General features: G+C 58.0%; 15 protein-coding genes. 11 read left to right on the top strand and 4 right to left on the bottom strand.

Translation table 11 applies throughout. The annotated features are described in order from the left end of the window. Window positions 1-97: 97 nt before the first annotated feature. From ACOZ42_RS16005 to ACOZ42_RS15995, 3 genes are read right to left on the bottom strand one after another with little or no spacing between them, the layout of a single operon-like run. Window positions 98-1,519 (bottom strand): formimidoylglutamate deiminase, encoded by a 1,422-nt coding sequence (locus ACOZ42_RS16005; protein ID WP_426345365.1) that lies wholly within the window; start codon window positions 1,517-1,519, stop codon window positions 98-100. Further along, window positions 1,516-2,745, bottom strand: coding sequence for an imidazolonepropionase (hutI, locus tag ACOZ42_RS16000; RefSeq protein WP_426345364.1), 1,230 nt, complete (start codon window positions 2,743-2,745; stop codon window positions 1,516-1,518). Before hutI ends, ACOZ42_RS16005 begins: the two co-directional genes overlap by 4 nt. 3 nt (window positions 2,746-2,748) lie before the next feature. Then, complete coding sequence (locus ACOZ42_RS15995; RefSeq protein ID WP_003805201.1) at window positions 2,749-3,354, bottom strand: HutD/Ves family protein; 606 nt, start codon at window positions 3,352-3,354, stop codon at window positions 2,749-2,751. Between the two features lie 293 nt (window positions 3,355-3,647). On the opposite strand from ACOZ42_RS15995, the gene ACOZ42_RS15990 reads away from it, so the two are divergent. The 11 genes from ACOZ42_RS15990 to rpoH all read left to right on the top strand — a co-directional run bounded on the left by ACOZ42_RS15990 (window position 3,648) and on the right by rpoH (window position 15,896). Beyond that, the gene (locus ACOZ42_RS15990; RefSeq protein WP_426345363.1) at window positions 3,648-4,844 is read left to right on the top strand and encodes a PLP-dependent aminotransferase family protein; all 1,197 of its coding nucleotides are present in this window, start codon (window positions 3,648-3,650) and stop codon (window positions 4,842-4,844) included. Window positions 4,845-5,054: 210 nt separating this feature from the next. Then, window positions 5,055-5,999 (top strand): 4-hydroxybenzoate octaprenyltransferase, encoded by a 945-nt coding sequence (gene ubiA, locus ACOZ42_RS15985; RefSeq protein WP_039944086.1) that lies wholly within the window; start codon window positions 5,055-5,057, stop codon window positions 5,997-5,999. A 43-nt stretch (window positions 6,000-6,042) separates the two neighbouring features. Then, the gene (locus ACOZ42_RS15980; protein WP_003805195.1) at window positions 6,043-7,302 is read left to right on the top strand and encodes a putative Na+/H+ antiporter; all 1,260 of its coding nucleotides are present in this window, start codon (window positions 6,043-6,045) and stop codon (window positions 7,300-7,302) included. Between the two features lie 267 nt (window positions 7,303-7,569). Further along, complete coding sequence (locus ACOZ42_RS15975) at window positions 7,570-7,773, top strand: FmdB family zinc ribbon protein (RefSeq protein WP_426345362.1); 204 nt, start codon at window positions 7,570-7,572, stop codon at window positions 7,771-7,773. Window positions 7,774-7,784: 11 nt separating this feature from the next. Next, window positions 7,785-8,444, top strand: a complete 660-nt coding sequence (locus ACOZ42_RS15970; RefSeq protein WP_003805190.1) for a DUF502 domain-containing protein — start codon at window positions 7,785-7,787, stop codon at window positions 8,442-8,444. A 42-nt stretch (window positions 8,445-8,486) separates the two neighbouring features. Further along, window positions 8,487-10,274, top strand: a complete 1,788-nt coding sequence (aspS, locus tag ACOZ42_RS15965; protein WP_003805188.1) for an aspartate--tRNA ligase — start codon at window positions 8,487-8,489, stop codon at window positions 10,272-10,274. 18 nt (window positions 10,275-10,292) lie between these two features. Then, complete coding sequence (locus ACOZ42_RS15960; RefSeq protein ID WP_003805186.1) at window positions 10,293-11,144, top strand: endonuclease/exonuclease/phosphatase family protein; 852 nt, start codon at window positions 10,293-10,295, stop codon at window positions 11,142-11,144. 47 nt (window positions 11,145-11,191) lie between these two features. Then, window positions 11,192-12,433, top strand: coding sequence for a cardiolipin synthase ClsB (clsB, locus tag ACOZ42_RS15955; protein ID WP_003805185.1), 1,242 nt, complete (start codon window positions 11,192-11,194; stop codon window positions 12,431-12,433). A 154-nt stretch (window positions 12,434-12,587) separates the two neighbouring features. After that, window positions 12,588-13,694, top strand: coding sequence for an S-(hydroxymethyl)glutathione dehydrogenase/class III alcohol dehydrogenase (locus ACOZ42_RS15950; RefSeq protein WP_003805184.1), 1,107 nt, complete (start codon window positions 12,588-12,590; stop codon window positions 13,692-13,694). A 125-nt stretch (window positions 13,695-13,819) separates the two neighbouring features. Next, complete coding sequence (gene fghA / locus ACOZ42_RS15945; protein ID WP_426345361.1) at window positions 13,820-14,713, top strand: S-formylglutathione hydrolase; 894 nt, start codon at window positions 13,820-13,822, stop codon at window positions 14,711-14,713. A 286-nt stretch (window positions 14,714-14,999) separates the two neighbouring features. Beyond that, window positions 15,000-15,896 carry an RNA polymerase sigma factor RpoH gene (gene rpoH / locus ACOZ42_RS15940; protein ID WP_003805180.1) on the top strand — a complete coding sequence of 299 codons (897 nt, stop codon included), beginning with the start codon at window positions 15,000-15,002 and terminating at the stop codon, window positions 15,894-15,896. Window positions 15,897-16,154: 258 nt separating this feature from the next. Here the strand turns inward: rpoH and ACOZ42_RS15935 are convergent, their stop codons facing one another. Then, entirely contained in the window at window positions 16,155-18,206 is a 2,052-nt protein-coding gene (locus ACOZ42_RS15935) for a TonB-dependent copper receptor (protein ID WP_219235327.1), read from the bottom strand. Window positions 18,207-18,249 lie beyond the last annotated feature (43 nt).

Genomic DNA, 18,249 nt, shown 5'->3' with positions numbered 1-18,249 from the left:
GACTGCGCCAGGCTTTGTTGACCGCGATGGCGAGCCAAGGACTGTCGGGCCGAGCGCGGACTAGGGCCTGCCGGGTAAGGCTTTCAGGCTCGTTTTTTCAGGCGCGGTCCAACAGCTGGCTCAGTGTGTCTTGATAGGCGGCAAACGCCGTTTCCTCCTGGGGGTGCTGGCCGTCGATCACACAGGCTTTGCCACTGACGAATACGTCGCGAATCGGATTGGTGTGGGCGCGCTCTGAAAAGACCAGGGCGGAGAGCCAATGTGATTGATCCAGTCCCGCCAAACTGGGGTGAGCCAGATCAATCACCATCAGGTCGGCCTGATGCTCGGGGGCAAGCTGCCCCGTGGCCCGCCCTGACGCCTGCGCCCCACCGCGGGCGCAGGTCCCAAATAAATAGTCTGCGACATAGGGCTGTCGAGGCGAAGCCAGCACGTTGCGTTGCTGACGGCTTAAACGTTGGCCATATTCGAGCAGACGCAGTTCGGCGCGCCAGTCCACGCAGATGTGGCTGTCTGATCCGATGCCCAAGTGGCCATGGTCGGCCAGAAAAGCAGCGGCCGGAAACAGGCCGTCCCCCAGATTGGCTTCGGTTGTCGGGCATAGGCCCGCCACTGCGCCACTGCGGGCAATTTGCTGACGCTCCGGCTCGCCAATGTGAGTGGCATGAACCAGGCACCAGCGCTCGTCCACATTGAAGTTATCGTACAGGTAGGTGACCGGACTGCAACCCTTGAGCTCCTGGCACGCCAGCACTTCGGCCATCTGCTCGGCAATATGGATGTGAATCGGATGGCGGGAGGGCAGGCTATGCAGGCCGTCGATCAGCGTGCTGATGGAACCCACATCGGTGGCACGCAGGGAATGGGGCGCCACGCCATAGCGCCGGTCCACGTTCAAAGGGTGGCTGCTGTGCAAGGATTCCAGCAGGTACAGCAGTTGCGTGGGGCTGTTCAGGAAGCGCTCTTGGTCCGGTCGCGGTGCTTTGCGGCTGAAGTCGCTGTACTGATACAACACCGGCAGCAGGGTGATCGCCAGTCCGCTGGCGCTGGCCGCCTCCAGAATCCCTTGGGCCAGCAGACCCGATGGCCTGTATCGGCCTCCCTCACGCGGGTGATGCAGGTAGTGAAACTCGCAGACGCTGGTATAGCCGGCCTTGAGCATTTGTATGTAAAGCCAGTGGGCAATCGCATACAGGTGTTCAGGCTCCAGACGGGCGGCGAAACGGTACATCAGGTCGCGCCAGCTCCAAAAGCTGTCCTGGTCTTGTCCCCGAAATTCCGTCAAGCCTGCCATGGCACTTTGAAAAGCGTGCGAATGCAGATTGGGCATCCCTGGCAGCACGGCGCCCTGTGCCCGATACACCTTATCGCTCACGTCCTTGGCGGGCGGGCAGGTTCCAGGCAGAACCTGCGTCAGCGTGCCGTGCATGTCCCAGCGCATCAGCACATCGGCTTGCCAGTGGCCGTCCAAATAGGCCCAGGGCGCCCACAGGGCTTCATGCTGTTGGACAGGGTTCATGATGACTCCTTGCGCAGATCGCGGCTGATGGCGCCTTGGTACACCACCAGGGCGCAGCGGGGCAGGCCCAGCCAGTAGACCAGTTCCGACAGTGACTCGATATCCCAGGCGACAAAATCGGCGCGGGACCCAATGCTCAGTTCGCCGGTGATGTCCGGGGCTCCCAGGGCCTGGGCGGCATGATGGGTGACGGCGGCCAGGGCCTCAGGCACCGTTAGCCTGAATAAGGTGCTGCCCATGTTCAGCATCAACAGAAGGGAGGTGCAGGGAGAGGTGCCGGGGTTGCTGTCGGTGGACAAGGCCATGGGTACGCCGTGCTTGCGCAGCAGCTCGATCGGGGGCAACTGGGTTTCACGCAGGAAATAATAGGCGCCGGGCAGCAGTACGGCAACCGTTCCGGCTTCTTTCATGGCGATCACCCCTGCTTCATCCAGATACTCCAGATGATCGGTGGACAGGGCGCGGTAGCGTGTCGCCATTGCCGTGCCCCCTAGATTGGAGAGCTGCTCGGCATGCATTTTTACAGGTAGTTTTAGGGCTTGGGCAGCTTTCAGCACGCGCTCGGACTGTCTCAGATCAAAGGCGATGCGTTCACAAAATACATCCACAGCGTCAATCAACCCCTCTTGTGCCAGGGTGGGCATCATCTGGCTGCAGACCTGATCCACATAGGCGTCGGTTTGACCTGCGAACTCCGGGGGCAGGGCATGAGCACCTAAAAAGGTAGTGCGCACTGTGACCGGGCGCAACTCTCCTAAACGCCGGGCCACGCGCAGCATTTTTCGCTCGCTGTCCAGATCCAGGCCGTAGCCCGACTTGATTTCGATTGCGGTCACGCCTTCGTCCAACAAAGCTTCCAGACGACGCAGGGACTGGGCCAGCAGTTGCTCCTCGCTCATGCAACGGGTGGCCTGAACCGTTGAAACAATACCGCCTCCCTGGCGGGCTATTTCCTCATAGGAGGCTCCGGCCAGCCGCAAAGCGAATTCCTGGGCTCGGGTGCCACCGTAAACCAGGTGAGTGTGACAGTCGATCAGGCCGGGGGTGACCCAGCGATTGTCCAGCTTGTGTACGTGTTTGGCCTGTTGCCATTGGGGGGGGAGTGCATGCCGGGGCCCCATCCAGACGATGCGGCCCGCTTGTTCGACCAGGCAGGCATCCTCAATGACGTGTTCGGGGTCGGCGCGGGGAGCCAGACGTAAATCAGTCCAGAGTGTGTAGTTCATCAGTCATTCCGTAGGGGCGATATACGCGTAGACCAGCGGGGCCGCGGCATGATCGGCGGTCAGTTGCAAGGAGACGGAGACAGAGGTGGAGCCGATCAGGGCCTGCTCTGCGGTCAGAGCCCAGCTTGCGGTTCCAGCCTGACATGTATAGCCGCCGCGTGGTGCGTACAGAAAGTGCGTGCCTGCCTCCAGCTGCACAGGAGTGTCGCGTCCCGCCCATGCCTGCAGACGGCCCTGGGCCCGGCCCCGGCGCACCATCAGATTCAAATCCTGGGTAGGGCCCTGCGCCAAGAAGCAGCTCACCTTGTCCTCACCCGCAAAGACATAGGGTTGGAAGGGATGCAGTGCATGGCGCTGTTCGTTGTGAATCAACTGCATGTGCTCGCCTTCGATGAGCAGGATATGGCGCTCTATACCGGGAAAACGGGAAAAATCACCGGAGGTCTGCACATGGGCCAGGCTAAGGCGCCAGTCAAAGCTTTCATATCCTGCTTGGGGGGGATGGCGCAGGATCTCGCGTGTGGTGCCGCCCCCATTTTTCCAGTTTTGCACGGGCAGCTTACTGATGGTTAGCAGACCAAACAAAGTGCTTGGGTGGGGCTGGCTCATGGTGGCAGGGCTCCATGCGGATTTTAATTGTATATACAATAATGAAGTATAGACAAAGCGCGACGTTTGTCTGGGCCGAGAGCTTGTTTTTTCAGGGTAAATCCGGAGCGGATGCGCGTTGGCTACTTGCGCTGCAAGCCGCTTGGTGGCAAGGTATACGCTAATAAACCCGCGTCATAACTCATTCAAAGGTGCAGGATGCCTGGTTTTCCGGCATCCTGCGTTCATTGTTGCAAGCTATAAAGTTTGCATATGAAGTATTTAATCGTTCTTCTTCAGGACTTTTCCGAATCATGGATACCCTCTCGCAGCCTTTTACCTTTTCCCAACGTGCCCAGAAACTGAGTGGCTCCGCAATTCGTGAAATTCTCAAGGTCACGGCGCGACCCGAGATTATTTCCTTTGCGGGCGGTCTGCCCACTCCAGTCGGCTTTCCTGTCGAGGAAATGCAAAGCGCGTTCAACAAGGTATTGAGCGAGCAGGGGCGGACTGCACTGCAATACACCACGACTGAAGGATATCTGCCGCTGCGCCAATGGTTGGCTGAGCAGATGAGCGCCGAAGGCGCGCCCGTTCAGGCCGATGAGATTTTGCTGGTGAACGGTTCCCAGCAGGCGCTGGACATGCTGGGCAAGCTGCTCATTGACGAGGGTAGCAAGGTATTGGTGGAGTCCCCGACCTATCTGGGCGCTTTGCAAGCCTTGTCGGTCTACGATCCTTCTTTCGTCGCCATTCCGACTGACGGTCAGGGCATGATTCCCGAATATGTCTCGGCACCGGAGGCCATGGGCGCTCGTCTGTTGTACGCCTTGCCCAATTTCCAGAATCCGACCGGCTTGCGTCTGCCGTTGGAACGCCGCCAGGATCTGGTGGAGCGCTGCGCTGCGGCCCATATTCCTATTATCGAGGACGATCCCTACGGCGAGTTGCGTTATGCCGGCGAGCGCCTGCCCAGCCTGCTGTCCCTGGGGCGCAAGGCAGGCGCGACTGTGGTGCGTTTGGGCACGTTCTCCAAAGTGCTGGCTCCCGGCCTGCGCCTGGGTTACATCGTGGCCCCTGCCAAAATCATCGACAAACTGGTGCAGATCAAGCAGGCCACGGACTTGCACACGTCCACACTGACACAGATGGCGGTTTACGAAGCCGTACATAACGGTTTCCTGGAACAGCACCTGCCCAAAGTGCGCGATATTTACCAGAAACAGTGCGCCATCATGCTGGACGCCATGGACAAGAACTTCCCGGACACGGCCCAATGGACCCGTCCTGAGGGTGGCATGTTCATTTGGGTGACCTTGCCCGAGCATGTGGATGCCACGGCCCTGTTGCAAAAAGCCATTGAAAATCTGGTGGCCTTTGTGCCTGGTGAGCCGTTCTACGCGGGCAATGGCGTCAAGCGCAACACATTGCGCCTGAGCTTTGCGACCGTACCCGAGGAAAAAATTCGCGAAGGCATTGCCATCTTGGGTAAACTCATCAAAGAAGCCTGATCGCTATCTGACGGGCATGGGGCGCAGCCAGACGGGTTTGCGCCTTTTCAAGCGCTGGCTCAGCCAGCGTTGTGGTTTTCAGCGCCGCTTATTGCACTTTCTTGGCTCCCAGAGCGTGAACGGGTTTCTGGAATCCACCGCATACCCTCTGTCAGAGGGTATGCTTGTTTTCGGTCTATGGCCCAGGGCCTGGATTTGGGTTTTACCTCTATGACATCTCCATCCGCTTCGAAAGCCCCCCCGCGTCCAGATCTGTCTGATATGCGCCCCAACAATGATTGGGTAGCCCGCTATCTGCCTGCCTCCTGGGGGCCGTATGCCCGGCTGTGCCGCTTGGATCGGCCAGTAGGCACCTGGTTGACTCTGCTGCCCGCGCTTGCCGCTCTGGTGCAGGCCGCGGACGGACTGCCCACCTTGTGGCGTCTGGTGATCTTTTCCCTGGGCGCTTTGCTGATGCGCGGTATTGGCTGCTGCTTTAACGATATGGCGGATCGCAATTTCGACCATCAGGTCGAGCGTACCCGTTTTCGTCCCTTGACCAGTGGCCAGATCACCATGCGTCAGGCCGTGCTCTTCGTGCTGGCGCAAATGGCCGTGTGTGCCTTGCTGCTGTTGGCGATCAATGAATACAGCCGGTGGCTGGCGCTGGCCTTGTTCCCGATTGTGATGATTTATCCCCTGTGCAAGCGTTTTACCTATTGGCCGCAAGTGGTCCTGGGCATCTGCTTTAACTGGGGCATGTTGATGGCCTGGTCGGACACCCAGAACATGGTGCCTTTTGGTGCCATCCTGATGTGGGTGGGCGCGATTTTGTGGCAGGTTGGCTACGACTCCATCTATGCCTATATCGACATGGCTGACGATACCAAGCTGGGTCTGCACTCCACGGCGCTGCGTTTTCGCGAGGCAGGCAAGACCTGGATCAGCGGTTTTTACATTGCCGCCATGTTGTGCTGGCTGATCGGCGGTTATCTGCTGAACGAGCGTATTCTGTATTACGCGGTCATGGCGCTGATTGCGCTGCATCTGCTGTGGCAAATGCGGCATTTTGACGTGCGCTATCCCGAACGAGGCCTGCGCCTTTTCCGTGCCAACATCTGGGTTGGTGTCTTGCTGGTGGTGGCTGCTTTGGCCGGCACTCTCCGTTTGGCTTGATACGTATTCAAGCAATTTACGTAAAGTTTTAAAGGTTTGAAAAATGGCCTCTCCTCTTGAGTATGTTGCAACGGCGCTGTTTGCCATTGCCATCGTCCACACCTTTTCGGTTCCGGTGTTTGCACGCTTGGCCAATAAAGGCGGCAGCCATGCAGGGCTGTGGCACATGTTGTCCGAGGTTGAGGCGGTGTTTGGCGTGTGGGCCTGTGTGCTGGTGGCCTATATGGCTGTTTTTGTGGATTTACAGTCGGCGATTGAGTATCTGGAAGGGCGCAACTTTACCGAACCCATGTTCGTGTTTGCGATCATGGTGGTCGCGGCCAGCCGTCCCATTTTAGAGCTGGTGAACAAGACGGTGTCCGTCCTGGCCCGTGCGCTTCCCATGTCTGACAAGATTTCCACGTATTTCATTACGATTTCCGTGGTGCCTCTGGCCGGTTCGCTGATTACCGAGCCGGCCGCCATGACCCTGGCGGCGCTCCTGCTGCATAAAGCCTATTTCCGTCATCAAGGCCATGCCGGCTTCAAGTATTTGACCGTGGGTGTTCTGTTTGTGAACGTCTCCATCGGCGGCGTCCTGACGGCCTATGCGGCCCCGCCCGTCCTGATGGTGGCCAGTACCTTTGGCTGGGATACAGCCTATATGTCCACCCACTTCGGGTGGCGTGCGGTCGTCGCGGTGCTGATCAATGCCACGTTGGTCACGCTGGTGTGCCGCAAGGCCTTGCTGGAAATGGGCCAGGGCATGCCCCAGGAAGCCAAGACGCAGCGTTCCGTGCCTGTGACCGTCATGGCCATTCATGTGGCTTTTCTGGTTGCGATTGTCTTGGGCGCGCATCATCCAATTGTGTTCATGGCCTTGTTGATGCTGTTCATCGGCTATGCCCACTCGTACAAACACTACCAAAGCCCCTTGCTGGTGCGTGAAGGTTTGATGGTCGGCTTTTTCCTGGCAGGGCTGGTGGTGCTGGGTGGACTACAAAAATGGTGGCTTCAGGATCTGCTGGGTGGTCTGTCGCCCACGGTGCTGTTCTGGGGGGCTACCGCCTTGACGGCTGTCACCGACAACGCGGCCTTGACTTACCTGGGCTCCCTGGTTGAGGGGACCTCGGAGATCTGGCGTTACATGCTGGTCGCGGGTGCGGTCACAGGGGGCGGTTTGACAGTGATCGCCAATGCGCCCAATCCAGCCGGTTTCTCCATTCTGAAAGGCAGTTTCCCGGACGGCGCCATCTCGCCGTTGCGCTTGTTGCTCAGTGCGGCCGCGCCCACCCTGGTTGCTGCCTGCCTGTTTCTGATCTGAACCTGGTGCCCACCTTGCGCGGTGACTCTGGCGGGGAGCAAGTTCAGTGCGATTGAACGCCAAAAGGGCTAAAATCAAGCCAGAAGCGCTCCCGTGACGTGTTTGCGGGGGCTCGTTGAGCGGGGCGCCGGCTTGAAATGGGCAGGTGCCGCCCCCATTTACTGGTATCTCGAAATTTGTTTCGGCTTTTTTTAGTTAGGATGAGTCGTGCCAATCTATGCGTATAAATGCAGCTCGTGCCAATACGAAAAAGATGTGCTGCAAAAAATGTCGGACCCCGTTTTAGAGGTTTGTCCAGAATGCAATCAGCCCACCTTTACCAAACAGGTAACGGCGGCCGGGTTCCAGCTCAAGGGTACGGGCTGGTATGTAACGGACTTCCGTAACCAGGGTGGCAGCAAGCCTGCGGACAGCGGCTCGGCATCCACGCCAGCTGCTTCGTCGGCGCCTGCGCCTTCAACGTCCAGTTAACACTATTTCTTATGCGCCCCTTCAAGCGTTATTTCGTCACTGGTCTGCTCATTTGGGTGCCCCTGGTCATTACAGTCTGGGTGCTGACCTTGCTGATCGAGACGCTGGAGAGCGTTGTGCCGGAGTTCCTGTCTTCGCAGGCCTTGTTTGGCCTGCGGATTCCCGGCTTTAGAATTTTGCTGGTGCTGGCGGTTTTGTTCGGCACGGGTTTGCTGGCGGCCAATTACCTGGGCCGTGCGATGGTGGATCGTTGGGAATTGCTACTTGGGCGTATTCCTTTGGTTCGTTCCATTTATAATTCGGTCAAGCAAGTCAGCGATACGGTGTTGGCACCCGACGGTCAGGCTTTTCGCGAGGCTGTCCTGGTGCAGTATCCCAGGGCCGGCTCCTGGACCATTGCCTTTTTAACCGGTACACCGGGCGGACAAGTGGCGCAGATACTGGGAGACGACTTTGTCAGTGTCTACGTGCCCACGACGCCCAACCCGACCTCCGGTTTTTTCCTGATGATGCCTCGGGCGGACGTTCACAAGCTCGACATGACGGTGGATGCAGCGCTTAAATACATCGTATCCATGGGCGTGGTCAGCCCTGTCGAGCCCATAGCCCTACCCCCAGTTTCTGACCAGCCTGCGGGCCCTGAAGGGACGCCCCCTTTGGCTGGAACCTGAATTTTCCAATTTGCAGTTTTTACTATTTCGGAGTCATCCTAGATGCGTACGTGTTATACCGGCGAGGTTTCCAAAGAATACCTGGGCCAGACGGTCAATTTGTTTGGCTGGGTACATCGTCGCCGCGACCACGGGGGTGTGATTTTCATTGATCTGCGCGACCGTGAGGGTCTGGCGCAGGTTGTGGTCAATCCTGACAACGTGCAGGCCTTTGAAGTGGCTGAGCGCATCCGTAATGAGTACTGCCTGCGCATTACCGGTCGTGTTCAGGCTCGTCCCGAAGGCACGGTCAATTCGGATCTGCGCTCGGGCGAAATCGAGATCGTCTGTGACGAAATCGAGATCCTGAACGCTTCGGTCACACCCGCTTTCCAGCTTGATGATGACAATCTGTCCGAAACCACCCGTTTGACGCACCGTGTCCTGGATTTGCGTCGTCCGCAAATGCAGAACAACCTGATGCTGCGCTACAAAGTGTCCATGCAGGCCCGTCGCTACCTGGACGACCTGGGGTTCATCGATATTGAAACGCCCATGTTGACCAAGAGCACCCCCGAAGGCGCTCGCGACTATCTGGTGCCTTCGCGTGTGAACGCCGGCGAATTTTTTGCGCTGCCCCAGTCGCCCCAGCTGTTCAAGCAGATGCTGATGGTGTCGGGCTTTGACCGCTACTACCAGATCACCAAGTGCTTTCGCGATGAGGACTTGCGTGCGGACCGCCAGCCCGAATTTACCCAGATCGACTGCGAAACCTCTTTCCTGAACGAAGAGCAGATTCGCGAGATTTTCGAGGGCATGGTCACACATATTTTCCGCACGGTGCAAAATGTGGAGCTGCCCAAGTTCCCCACCATGAGCTGGACTGAAGCCATGCAGCGCTACGGCTCGGACAAGCCTGATCTGCGCGTCAAGCTGGAGTTCGTGGATGTGGCTGACCTGATGCGTGAAGTGGATTTCAAGGTCTTTTCCGCACCGGCCAACGACCCAAGCTGCCGTGTGGTTGCCTTGCGCATTCCTGGCGGTGGCGCCATGCCCCGCAGCGAAATCGACGCCTACACCAAGTTTGTCGGTATTTACGGCGCCAAGGGCCTGGCCTACATCAAGGTCAACGATGTGACCTCGATTCCTGAGGGCCTGCAGTCGCCCATCGTCAAGAACATCAATGTAGAGGTTCTGAAGCAGTTGATGGAGCGCACAGGTGCTCAGAATGGTGACCTGATCTTCTTTGGTGCCGACAAGGCCAAGATCGTCAACGACGCGATCGGCGCGCTGCGTATCAAGATCGGTCACAGCGAGTTCGGCAAGGAAAACGGCCTATTCGAAGAAGGCTGGAAACCTCTGTGGGTGGTGGACTTCCCCATGTTCGAGTACGACGAGGGCGAGAACCGCTACTTCGCCGCTCACCACCCGTTCACCAGCCCCAAAGATGGTCACGAAGATCTGTTGGAAACCGATCCCGGCAAGGCCTTTGCCAAGGCCTACGACATGGTGCTGAACGGTTGGGAAGTGGGTGGCGGCTCGGTCCGTATCCACCGCGCCGATGTTCAAAGTAAAGTATTCAATGCCTTGAAGATTGGCCCTGAAGAGGCTCAGCTCAAATTTGGCTTCCTGCTTGATGCCTTGCAATACGGTGCACCTCCACACGGCGGTCTGGCCATGGGACTGGACCGACTGGTTACCCTGATGGCGGGCGCGGATTCGATTCGTGACGTGATCGCGTTCCCCAAGACGCAGCGTGCTCAGTGTTTGCTGACTCAGGCCCCCTCGGCGGTGGATGAGCAGCAACTGCGCGAGTTGCATATCCGTCTGCGGGCCGTGGACAACAAATAAGTCAAATCGGGGGACGGCGTGTCAGTGATTCGGGTAGTCAGCTACAACATTCACAAAGGACGCTCGGCTTCTGGCAAACGAGAGTCCTTGGCGGATTTGCGCCTGGGACTGTACGGACTGTCTCCCGACTTGCTGTTTTTGCAGGAAGTGCAGGGGCGCAACCAGCTGCAAAGCAGTCTGGACGCCCAGCATGAGTCTTTGGCTGCGGCCTTGCGCATGAATACGGCCTATGGCTGCAATGTGGTTCGTCCGTATACGGACCACGGCAATGCCTTGCTATCGCGTTTTCCTATCCTGCAGTATGAAAACCAGGATATTTCGGATCACCGCATGGAGCAGCGTGGTCTACTCCATGCGGTCATTGATATTGATGGCCGCCCGGTGCACTGCATTGTGGTCCACCTGGGACTGTTTAACAGTGGCCGGGTTCGTCAGGTGCAGGCGCTGCTCGATCGCATCAAGCGCATTGTCCCGGCCGATGAGCCGTTGCTGATTGCGGGCGACTTCAATGACTGGAATAACCGGCTGGCCCCGATTTTTGTGCAGCAATTGAACCTGTACGAAGTGTTTTCTTTCTCGCCTCGCGGACAGGTTGATAACCGTTTCCGCTTGCGCCAGCCCATCAAGTGGCTGCGTACCCGGCGTAAAAGCGGGTTGGTGGTGCCTGAGCAGGGCATACAACTGGGTGTGAACGGCGCAGCGCGCATGACGCCTCCTCCCCGCACGTTCCCAGCGGCATTCCCCTGGCTACGACTGGATCGGGTTTATCAGCGTGGTTTCGCGGTCCGTAATGCCCGTGTGCTGGTGGGGGACCCCTGGAAGCAGTTGTCTGATCATGCCCCTATCCTGACTGAGCTGGAGCTGCCCTGAAGGAGCTTTGCCGTTCAGTGGTTTCTTAACGCATAGGCCTTGCAAACATGCCGAGTCTGAAGCGCGATCCACTTTGGCACGATGGTAATCAGATCACCTTGCTGCAAAATGGGCAGGAGTTTTTTCCGGCTATTTGTCAGGCGATCGATCAGGCCACCAAGCGCCTGCATCTGGAAACCTATATCTTCAACCTGGATGATAGCGGTCACAGTGTTCTGGACGCCTTGCGTCGGGCCTGTGAGCGAGGGGTACGCGTGCGTGTGGTGATCGACGGCTTTGGCAGTGATGTCTATGCCTTGCAGATCGCTGAGCAGTTAAAGGCCATGCGAGCGCGTTATCGAATTTACCGACCCAAGCCCAAAGGATGGCGGGAGCCGCGTCTATCCCTACGACGTTTGCGCCGGTTGCACCGCAAGATGCTGGTGGTTGATGAGCGCATTGGTTTTGTGGGCGGCATCAATATCCTGGATGATTTTGATGAGGTGCCGCTAATCGATGGGAAGGGCAGGCCACGTTTTGATTTTGCCGTGCGCTGCGAGGGGCCGATCGTCGATGATATGGTGCGCGCCCAACAGGCCTTGTGGCTGCGCATGGCCTGGCGCAGACGCAAGGACTGGGACAGTTTTACGCAACGCTTCACCACTTGGCGCGAGTGGCGCAAACGGCGTCAGGCTCGCAAGAAAGCGCAGCAGGCCGGAGAGGTGTTCGAGGGGGTCCGGGCCACCTTGTTGCTGCGGGATAATGTGCGCTATCGTCAGCAGATTGAGCAGGCTTACTTGCACCTGCTGGGCAAGGCGCAGCAACAGGTGATTTTGGCCAATGCTTACTTTTTCCCGGGCCGCAGCCTGCGGCGACGCATTGAGCAGACGGCACAGCGGGGCGTGCGGGTGCGTTTGTTGCTGCAAGGTCATGCCGAGTATTTTCTGCAATATCGGGCCTGTAGATTTATGTACGGGCAGTTGCTGGACCACGGCATCGAGCTGTACGAGTACAAGGCCAGTTACTTGCACGCCAAAGTGGCGGTCATTGATGATTACTCCATGGTGGGCTCATCCAATCTGGACCCGTTCAGCCTGTTGCTGGCGCGTGAGGCCAATGTCCTGATTCAGGATGCGCCGTTCACCCGGGATTTGCAGGCCAAGCTGGAATACGAAATCGAGCACAATGCCACGCGGGTTCATCAGGAACACTATCAGCGTCTGGGTTGGCTGAGCAGGCTGGTCGATTATCTGGCATATGGTATGTTGCGTCTGGGTGTGCTCTTGACGGGCAAATCGTCCTTGTACTGAGGTCGGTGCGGCTTTGCTCAGGCGGGGCTTTACCCATACAAGGAGTCGGCCGACAGGCCGCGCCTTATAAAATATTTCTTATACTTTAATAGTTTGGTCCCGAAGGACCGAGTTGACCGTAACCATAATTACTTTTACCCGGAGGGTGGACCACATGAAAACACGTGCAGCTGTTGCCTGGAAAGCGGGCGCGCCGCTAACGATTGAAGAGGTCGATCTGGCAGGCCCCAAAGCAGGCGAAGTGTTGGTCGAGATCAAGGCGACAGGCATTTGCCATACTGATTACTACACCCTGTCGGGCGCTGACCCGGAAGGTTTGTTTCCCGCCATTTTGGGCCATGAAGGTGCAGGCGTGGTGTTGGATGTCGGCGCGGGTGTCACCAGCCTGCGCCCTGGCGATCATGTAATCCCCCTGTACACGCCCGAATGTCGTCAGTGCAAATCCTGCCTGTCGCGCAAGACCAATCTGTGTACAGCCATTCGCTCTACCCAGGGCAAGGGTTTGATGCCCGATGGCACCTCGCGTTTCTCCATCGGCGGCAAACCGGTTCACCATTACATGGGCACATCGACCTTCGCCAACCATATCGTGGTGCCTGAAATTGCGCTGGCCAAGATCCGTAGTGATGCTCCGTTCGACAAGGTGTGCTACATCGGCTGTGGCGTGACCACCGGCCTGGGCGCTGTCCTGTTTACTGCCAAGGTGGAAGCGGGCGCCAACGTGGTGGTGTTTGGTTTGGGCGGGATTGGCCTGAACGTGATCCAGGGCGCCAAGATGGTGGGTGCGGACAAGATCATTGGTGTGGATATCAATCCCGAGCGCGAAGCCATGGCCCGCCAGTTCGGCATGACGGATTTTGTGAACCCCAATGACGTTGAAAACGTGGTGGACCACATTATTCAGCTGACTGATGGCGGTGCGGATTATTCGTTTGAATGTATCGGCAACACCAAGGTCATGCGCCAAGCCCTGGAATGCTGTCACCGCGGTTGGGGCCAGTCCATCATTATCGGCGTAGCCGAGGCTGGCGCTGAAATCGCTACCCGTCCGTTCCAACTGGTGACGGGCCGTGAATGGAAAGGCTCTGCATTTGGCGGCGCTCGTGGTCGTACCGATGTCCCCAAGATTGTGGACTGGTACATGGATGGCAAGATCAATATCGACGACCTGATCACCCACACCTTGCCGCTGGAGCGTATCAATGAAGGCTTTGACCTGATGAACGCAGGCAAGTCCATTCGTTCGGTGGTGATGTACTGATTGCGATCGTCATGAGGGGGCAGGCGTGCGCCCGCACCCTTTATCCCGGTCCAGGAGCGGTGGGAGGTCTTCGGGTGCTTTCACTGATCCTGGGCCGGATTTGCTATTGAGAACACGAGGGGGCTATGACTCAGACACTGGAACTGCTTAACGAACATCGCTGTTTTAATGGTTGGCAGCGCTACTACCAACACGCGTCGCAGACGATCGGTTTGCCCATGCGTTTTTCTGTGTACCTGCCGCCTCAGTTGCAGGCCCATGCCCAAAAGGGTGCGACCAATCTGGCCGAGGCCGTCGGCCAAGGCCGTGTGCCTGTCCTGTTTTTCCTGGCTGGGCTGACCTGCACAGAAGAAACCTTCATGATCAAGGCCGGTGCTCAGCGCTATGCTGCCGAGCACGGCATCATGCTCGTTGCTCCCGACACCAGCCCGCGTGGCGCTGGCGTGGAAGGAGAGAACGATGGCTGGGACCTGGGAACCGGGGCCGGTTTCTATCTGGATGCCACAGAACCTAGCTGGAGCACGCATTACCGCATGGAAAGCTATGTGAGCCAGGAGCTCTTTGATCTGGTCACGACCCTCTTGCCCGGCGATGCCAGTCGTGTGGGTATTTTTGGCCACTCCATGGGGGGCCATGGTGCCTTGACCTTGGCCCTGCGCCATCCCGGTAAATATCGCTCTGTATCGGCTTTCGCTCCTATTGCGGCCCCCAGCCGTTGTCCGTGGGGCGAAAAAGCCTTCGGTGCCTATCTCGGTCAGGACCGTCAGGCCTGGGAGCAGCACGACGCCAGTGCCTTGATGAGCAAGCGCAGCACCCCTTATCCGGCTGGTATTTTGGTGGACCAGGGCTTGAGCGATGGCTTTCTGGCCGAGCAACTGTATCCGGACGTCTTTGAGCAGGCCTGTGAACAGGCCAAGCAGCCTTTGACCTTGCGTCGCCACGAAGGCTATGACCACGGCTACTACTTCATTTCGACCTTCATTCAGGACCACCTGGACTTTCACGCCGAGCGCCTGTGATTGGCGGATAAACCAGGTCGCACTTTGTTGTTTTCAGGTGGGCGTAAAGGCGTTACTCTCAGGCTGCCACGGTTTTCAGCTTGTTTGTGGCGTTCTGCCCACCGATTTATTGCAGTTTGACGCTAAAGAGTGAACTTTTCCTTGCTGCGACGCTCTTATTCCTGTATTTGAAATTTTTAGCACTCCAGAGCATCGAGTGCTAAACTCAATCATTGATGAAATGCGTTTTCCGCGGTTTGAGAGCCTTGCTCAGTGTTCTCGCCGGCTGACTTTTTAAGGATTTTCCATGACACAACAAGCGAACGCTTTGGCCCTGGCGTCTGGTAATGAACTGGTCGCCGCCGTGTCTAATCCAGGCGCACTGGGGACGATCGAAGCGTATATCTCTGCCGTTAACCGCCTGCCCATGCTCAGCGCCGAGCGCGAAACCGAGCTGGGTCAGCGCCTGCGCGACCAGGATGATCTGGATGCCGCGCGTGAATTGATTTTGTCGCACCTGCGTCTGGTGGTCTCCATTGCCCGTCAATATCTGGGTTATGGATTGCCCCATGCCGACCTGATCCAGGAGGGCAATGTGGGCCTGATGAAAGCCGTCAAGCGCTTTGATCCCGATCGCGGGGTGCGTTTGGTGTCGTTTGCCGTGCATTGGATCAAGGCCGAGATTCATGAATACGTCGTGCGCAACTGGCGCATGGTGAAAGTGGCCACGACCAAAGCCCAACGCAAACTGTTTTTCAACCTGCGTCGTATGCGTCCGGACGGACAAACCTTGGATACCGCGCAGGTCGATGCGATTGCGCGTGAGTTGGACGTGCGCCCACAGGACGTCAGCGAGATGGAAGTGCGCCTGTCGGGTCACGATATGGCTCTGGAGGCCCCGACCAACGACGATGATGACAATTTCGCGCCTATTTCCTATCTGTCCGATGAAGGACACGAGGAGCCGAGCCGCGTGCTGGAGCGCCGCGCTCAGGACATGTTGGAAGGCAGTGGCCTGGAAGAGGCGATCGACACGTTGGACGAGCGTTCGCAGCGGATTGTGCGCGCACGCTGGTTGCAGGATGATGGCGGTGCCACTTTGCACGATCTGGCTGCTGAGTTTGGCGTGTCGGCCGAGCGTATCCGTCAGATTGAAGTGGCCGCGTTCAAAAAGCTGCGCGTGGCGCTGTCTGCTGCCGTGTAAGCCGTTTTAAAGAGTTACAACTTTTCAGGGAAAAGGGCTGAACTTACGCTGATCTTCGCGGACTAAACAATACATTTGCTGATTTTTGCCACCTACGCATATCGGCATTTGCACGTCCGCTTCGGCTTCTCCTCTTCCCCTCCCTTTTGAAGCGGATGTTTACGGGACACCGACCAGGTGTCCCTTTTTTTTGTCCTGATGCTGCTGCCGTTTGCCCAGCCGGGTCGGTCAGACCCGGCTAGGGCTTATACGGAAGGCTTAGAAGGACAGGGCTGCGCGTAGCCAGAGGGTGCGGCCAGGGTCATTAAAGCGCGTGGCGGCGCCAAAGCCAAAACCGCTGTTACCGGCCAGATTCAAGTGTTCACCATAGGTTTTGTTGAACAGATTGTCGACACCGGCTGTCAGGGACAGATTACGGTTGATTTTGTAGCCTCCGTACAGCGACACCGTGCTAAATCCCCCGGTAGGCCCGAAATCATAACCAACCACATTTCCCTGATCTCGAGCGTAGCGCGTCTGCTTGGCCACAATGCGCCAGATACCGCCTGCAGACCAAGGGCCGTGTACATAGTCCGCCGTTAAACGCAGATCCAGAGGGGGCATTTGTGGCAGAGCCCGACTGTCTGTGCGGTTGCTGCCCCAGGCATAGGCCAGGCTGCTGCCCAGCGTCCAACTGGGGGAGACTTTCCAGTCGGCACCCAATTCGCCACCCATAATACGAGCATTGACGTTGCGAGCCTGCGTTTTTCTGCCCATCATGCCGCCAGGCAGGTAGTCGAACAGGATGTAGTCCTGAATCTGGCCGAGGTAAGCCGAGGCCCAGGCCGAGACCGTGTCATCCTTGTACTGTGCGCCAATATCCAGTTGCGTGGTTTTTTCTGGTTGAATGCCCAGGAAGGCGCTGGGACTTCCCTGTGGGCCGCTGGCTGGAGAAATGAGCTCCCAGTAGTCTGGCATGCGCTGTACATGGCCGATACCGGCGTACAGGCTCAAGGGCAGGCTTGGCAGATCATGCTCAATACGTATAAAGGCGCTGGGCAGGGTTTCTTTGCGACGTTCGTTGGCACCGGGGTTGGGCTTGCTCATCATGCCGCTGCCCAGACTGGGACGCAGGTCCCGGGCGCTGGCCCAGTCCAGACGTGCGCCACCAATCAGACGACTGTTATCGTTCAGATCCCAACGCGCCTCGGTAAAGAGGCCGATATTGTCGAACTCCGCATCTTTTATCCAATCCTGATCACGGTAATCCTGCATACCCATACCGCTGCGCTTGCGATGGCGGCTGCGCATCACATCGGTACCGGTCGTCAGGGTCAAATCGTCGCGTAACGCCCAATCCACACTGATGCGTCCGCCCCAGGTCAGGCGATCCACATTGGAGGCCATGGGCATGGACATGCCAGCGCTGGGTTTGAAGGGGCGCAGCTCATAGTTGTCCATAACGTGATCGGCGTAGTTGTAGTAGAGCTGGGCCTCCACCTGGCGCACAGCCCCTTCCTGCATCTCTTTCTTGAAGCGTAGCCCCAGGTTTTCGCGCTTGAACTTCGTGCCGTCCATGCCACGTCCTGCGTAGCGGGCATACCCGTCGCCCGTACCGGCGCTAAGCTCCAGTAAAGTGTCGCTATCGGGTGTCAGCCCAATGGCGACATCGGTATTCCATTTTTTCCAGCGTGAGGGGACGCGCTCGCCGTCCCCATCCTTGTAGTCCTGCGCGCGGTCCTGGTTGGCGGTCAGGCGGGCATAGTAAGAGGCATTGCCGGCCGCGAAATCCACGTTTCCGGCGTGGCGTCCTGCCGACCCGCCTAGCAGGCTGGCTTCCAGCGTGGCATCGTTCTCGGTGAAACCGGGTGCTGTGCGCTCGAAACGTATCGTTCCGGCAGAAGCGCCCGGCCCCCAGCGTACGCTTTGTGGGCCTTTGATGATGGTCAGCTCATCAAAGGACTGGGGCGAAATGTAGGAGGTAGGCGCATCCATCCGGGACGGGCAGGCACCGGGCATGGCGCTGCCGTTGGTCAGTATGTTCAGACGCGAGCCAAACATGCCGCGCAGTACTGGATCACCATTGCTGCCGCCATTGCGGATGGCGGCAAAACCCGGAATTGTTTTCAGGTAGTCGGTGCCGTCGCTGGCCGGCAAGGGAAGGCGGGGCAGCTTGGGGTTGGTACTAAATTGCAGGGGCGACTCGGGGGCCACACCTGTCACCACAATGGGGCTCAGTTGTTCAATAACGGTGGCTTGGGCCAGGGCCATAGAGGGCAGGCAGGCCAGAACACCGGCGCGGATCAGGCCGGGGCTTACTAGGTTCTTCATGACTAAATTCCAAAGCGCAGCCATCGTCCAGCGGCATACCCGC

This window comes from Alcaligenes sp. HNGD-HTN06, assembly GCF_049932565.1.
Taxonomy (GTDB): Bacteria; Pseudomonadota; Gammaproteobacteria; order Burkholderiales; family Burkholderiaceae_B; genus Alcaligenes; species Alcaligenes ammonioxydans.
This window is presented reverse-complemented; position numbering and strand designations above follow the sequence as displayed.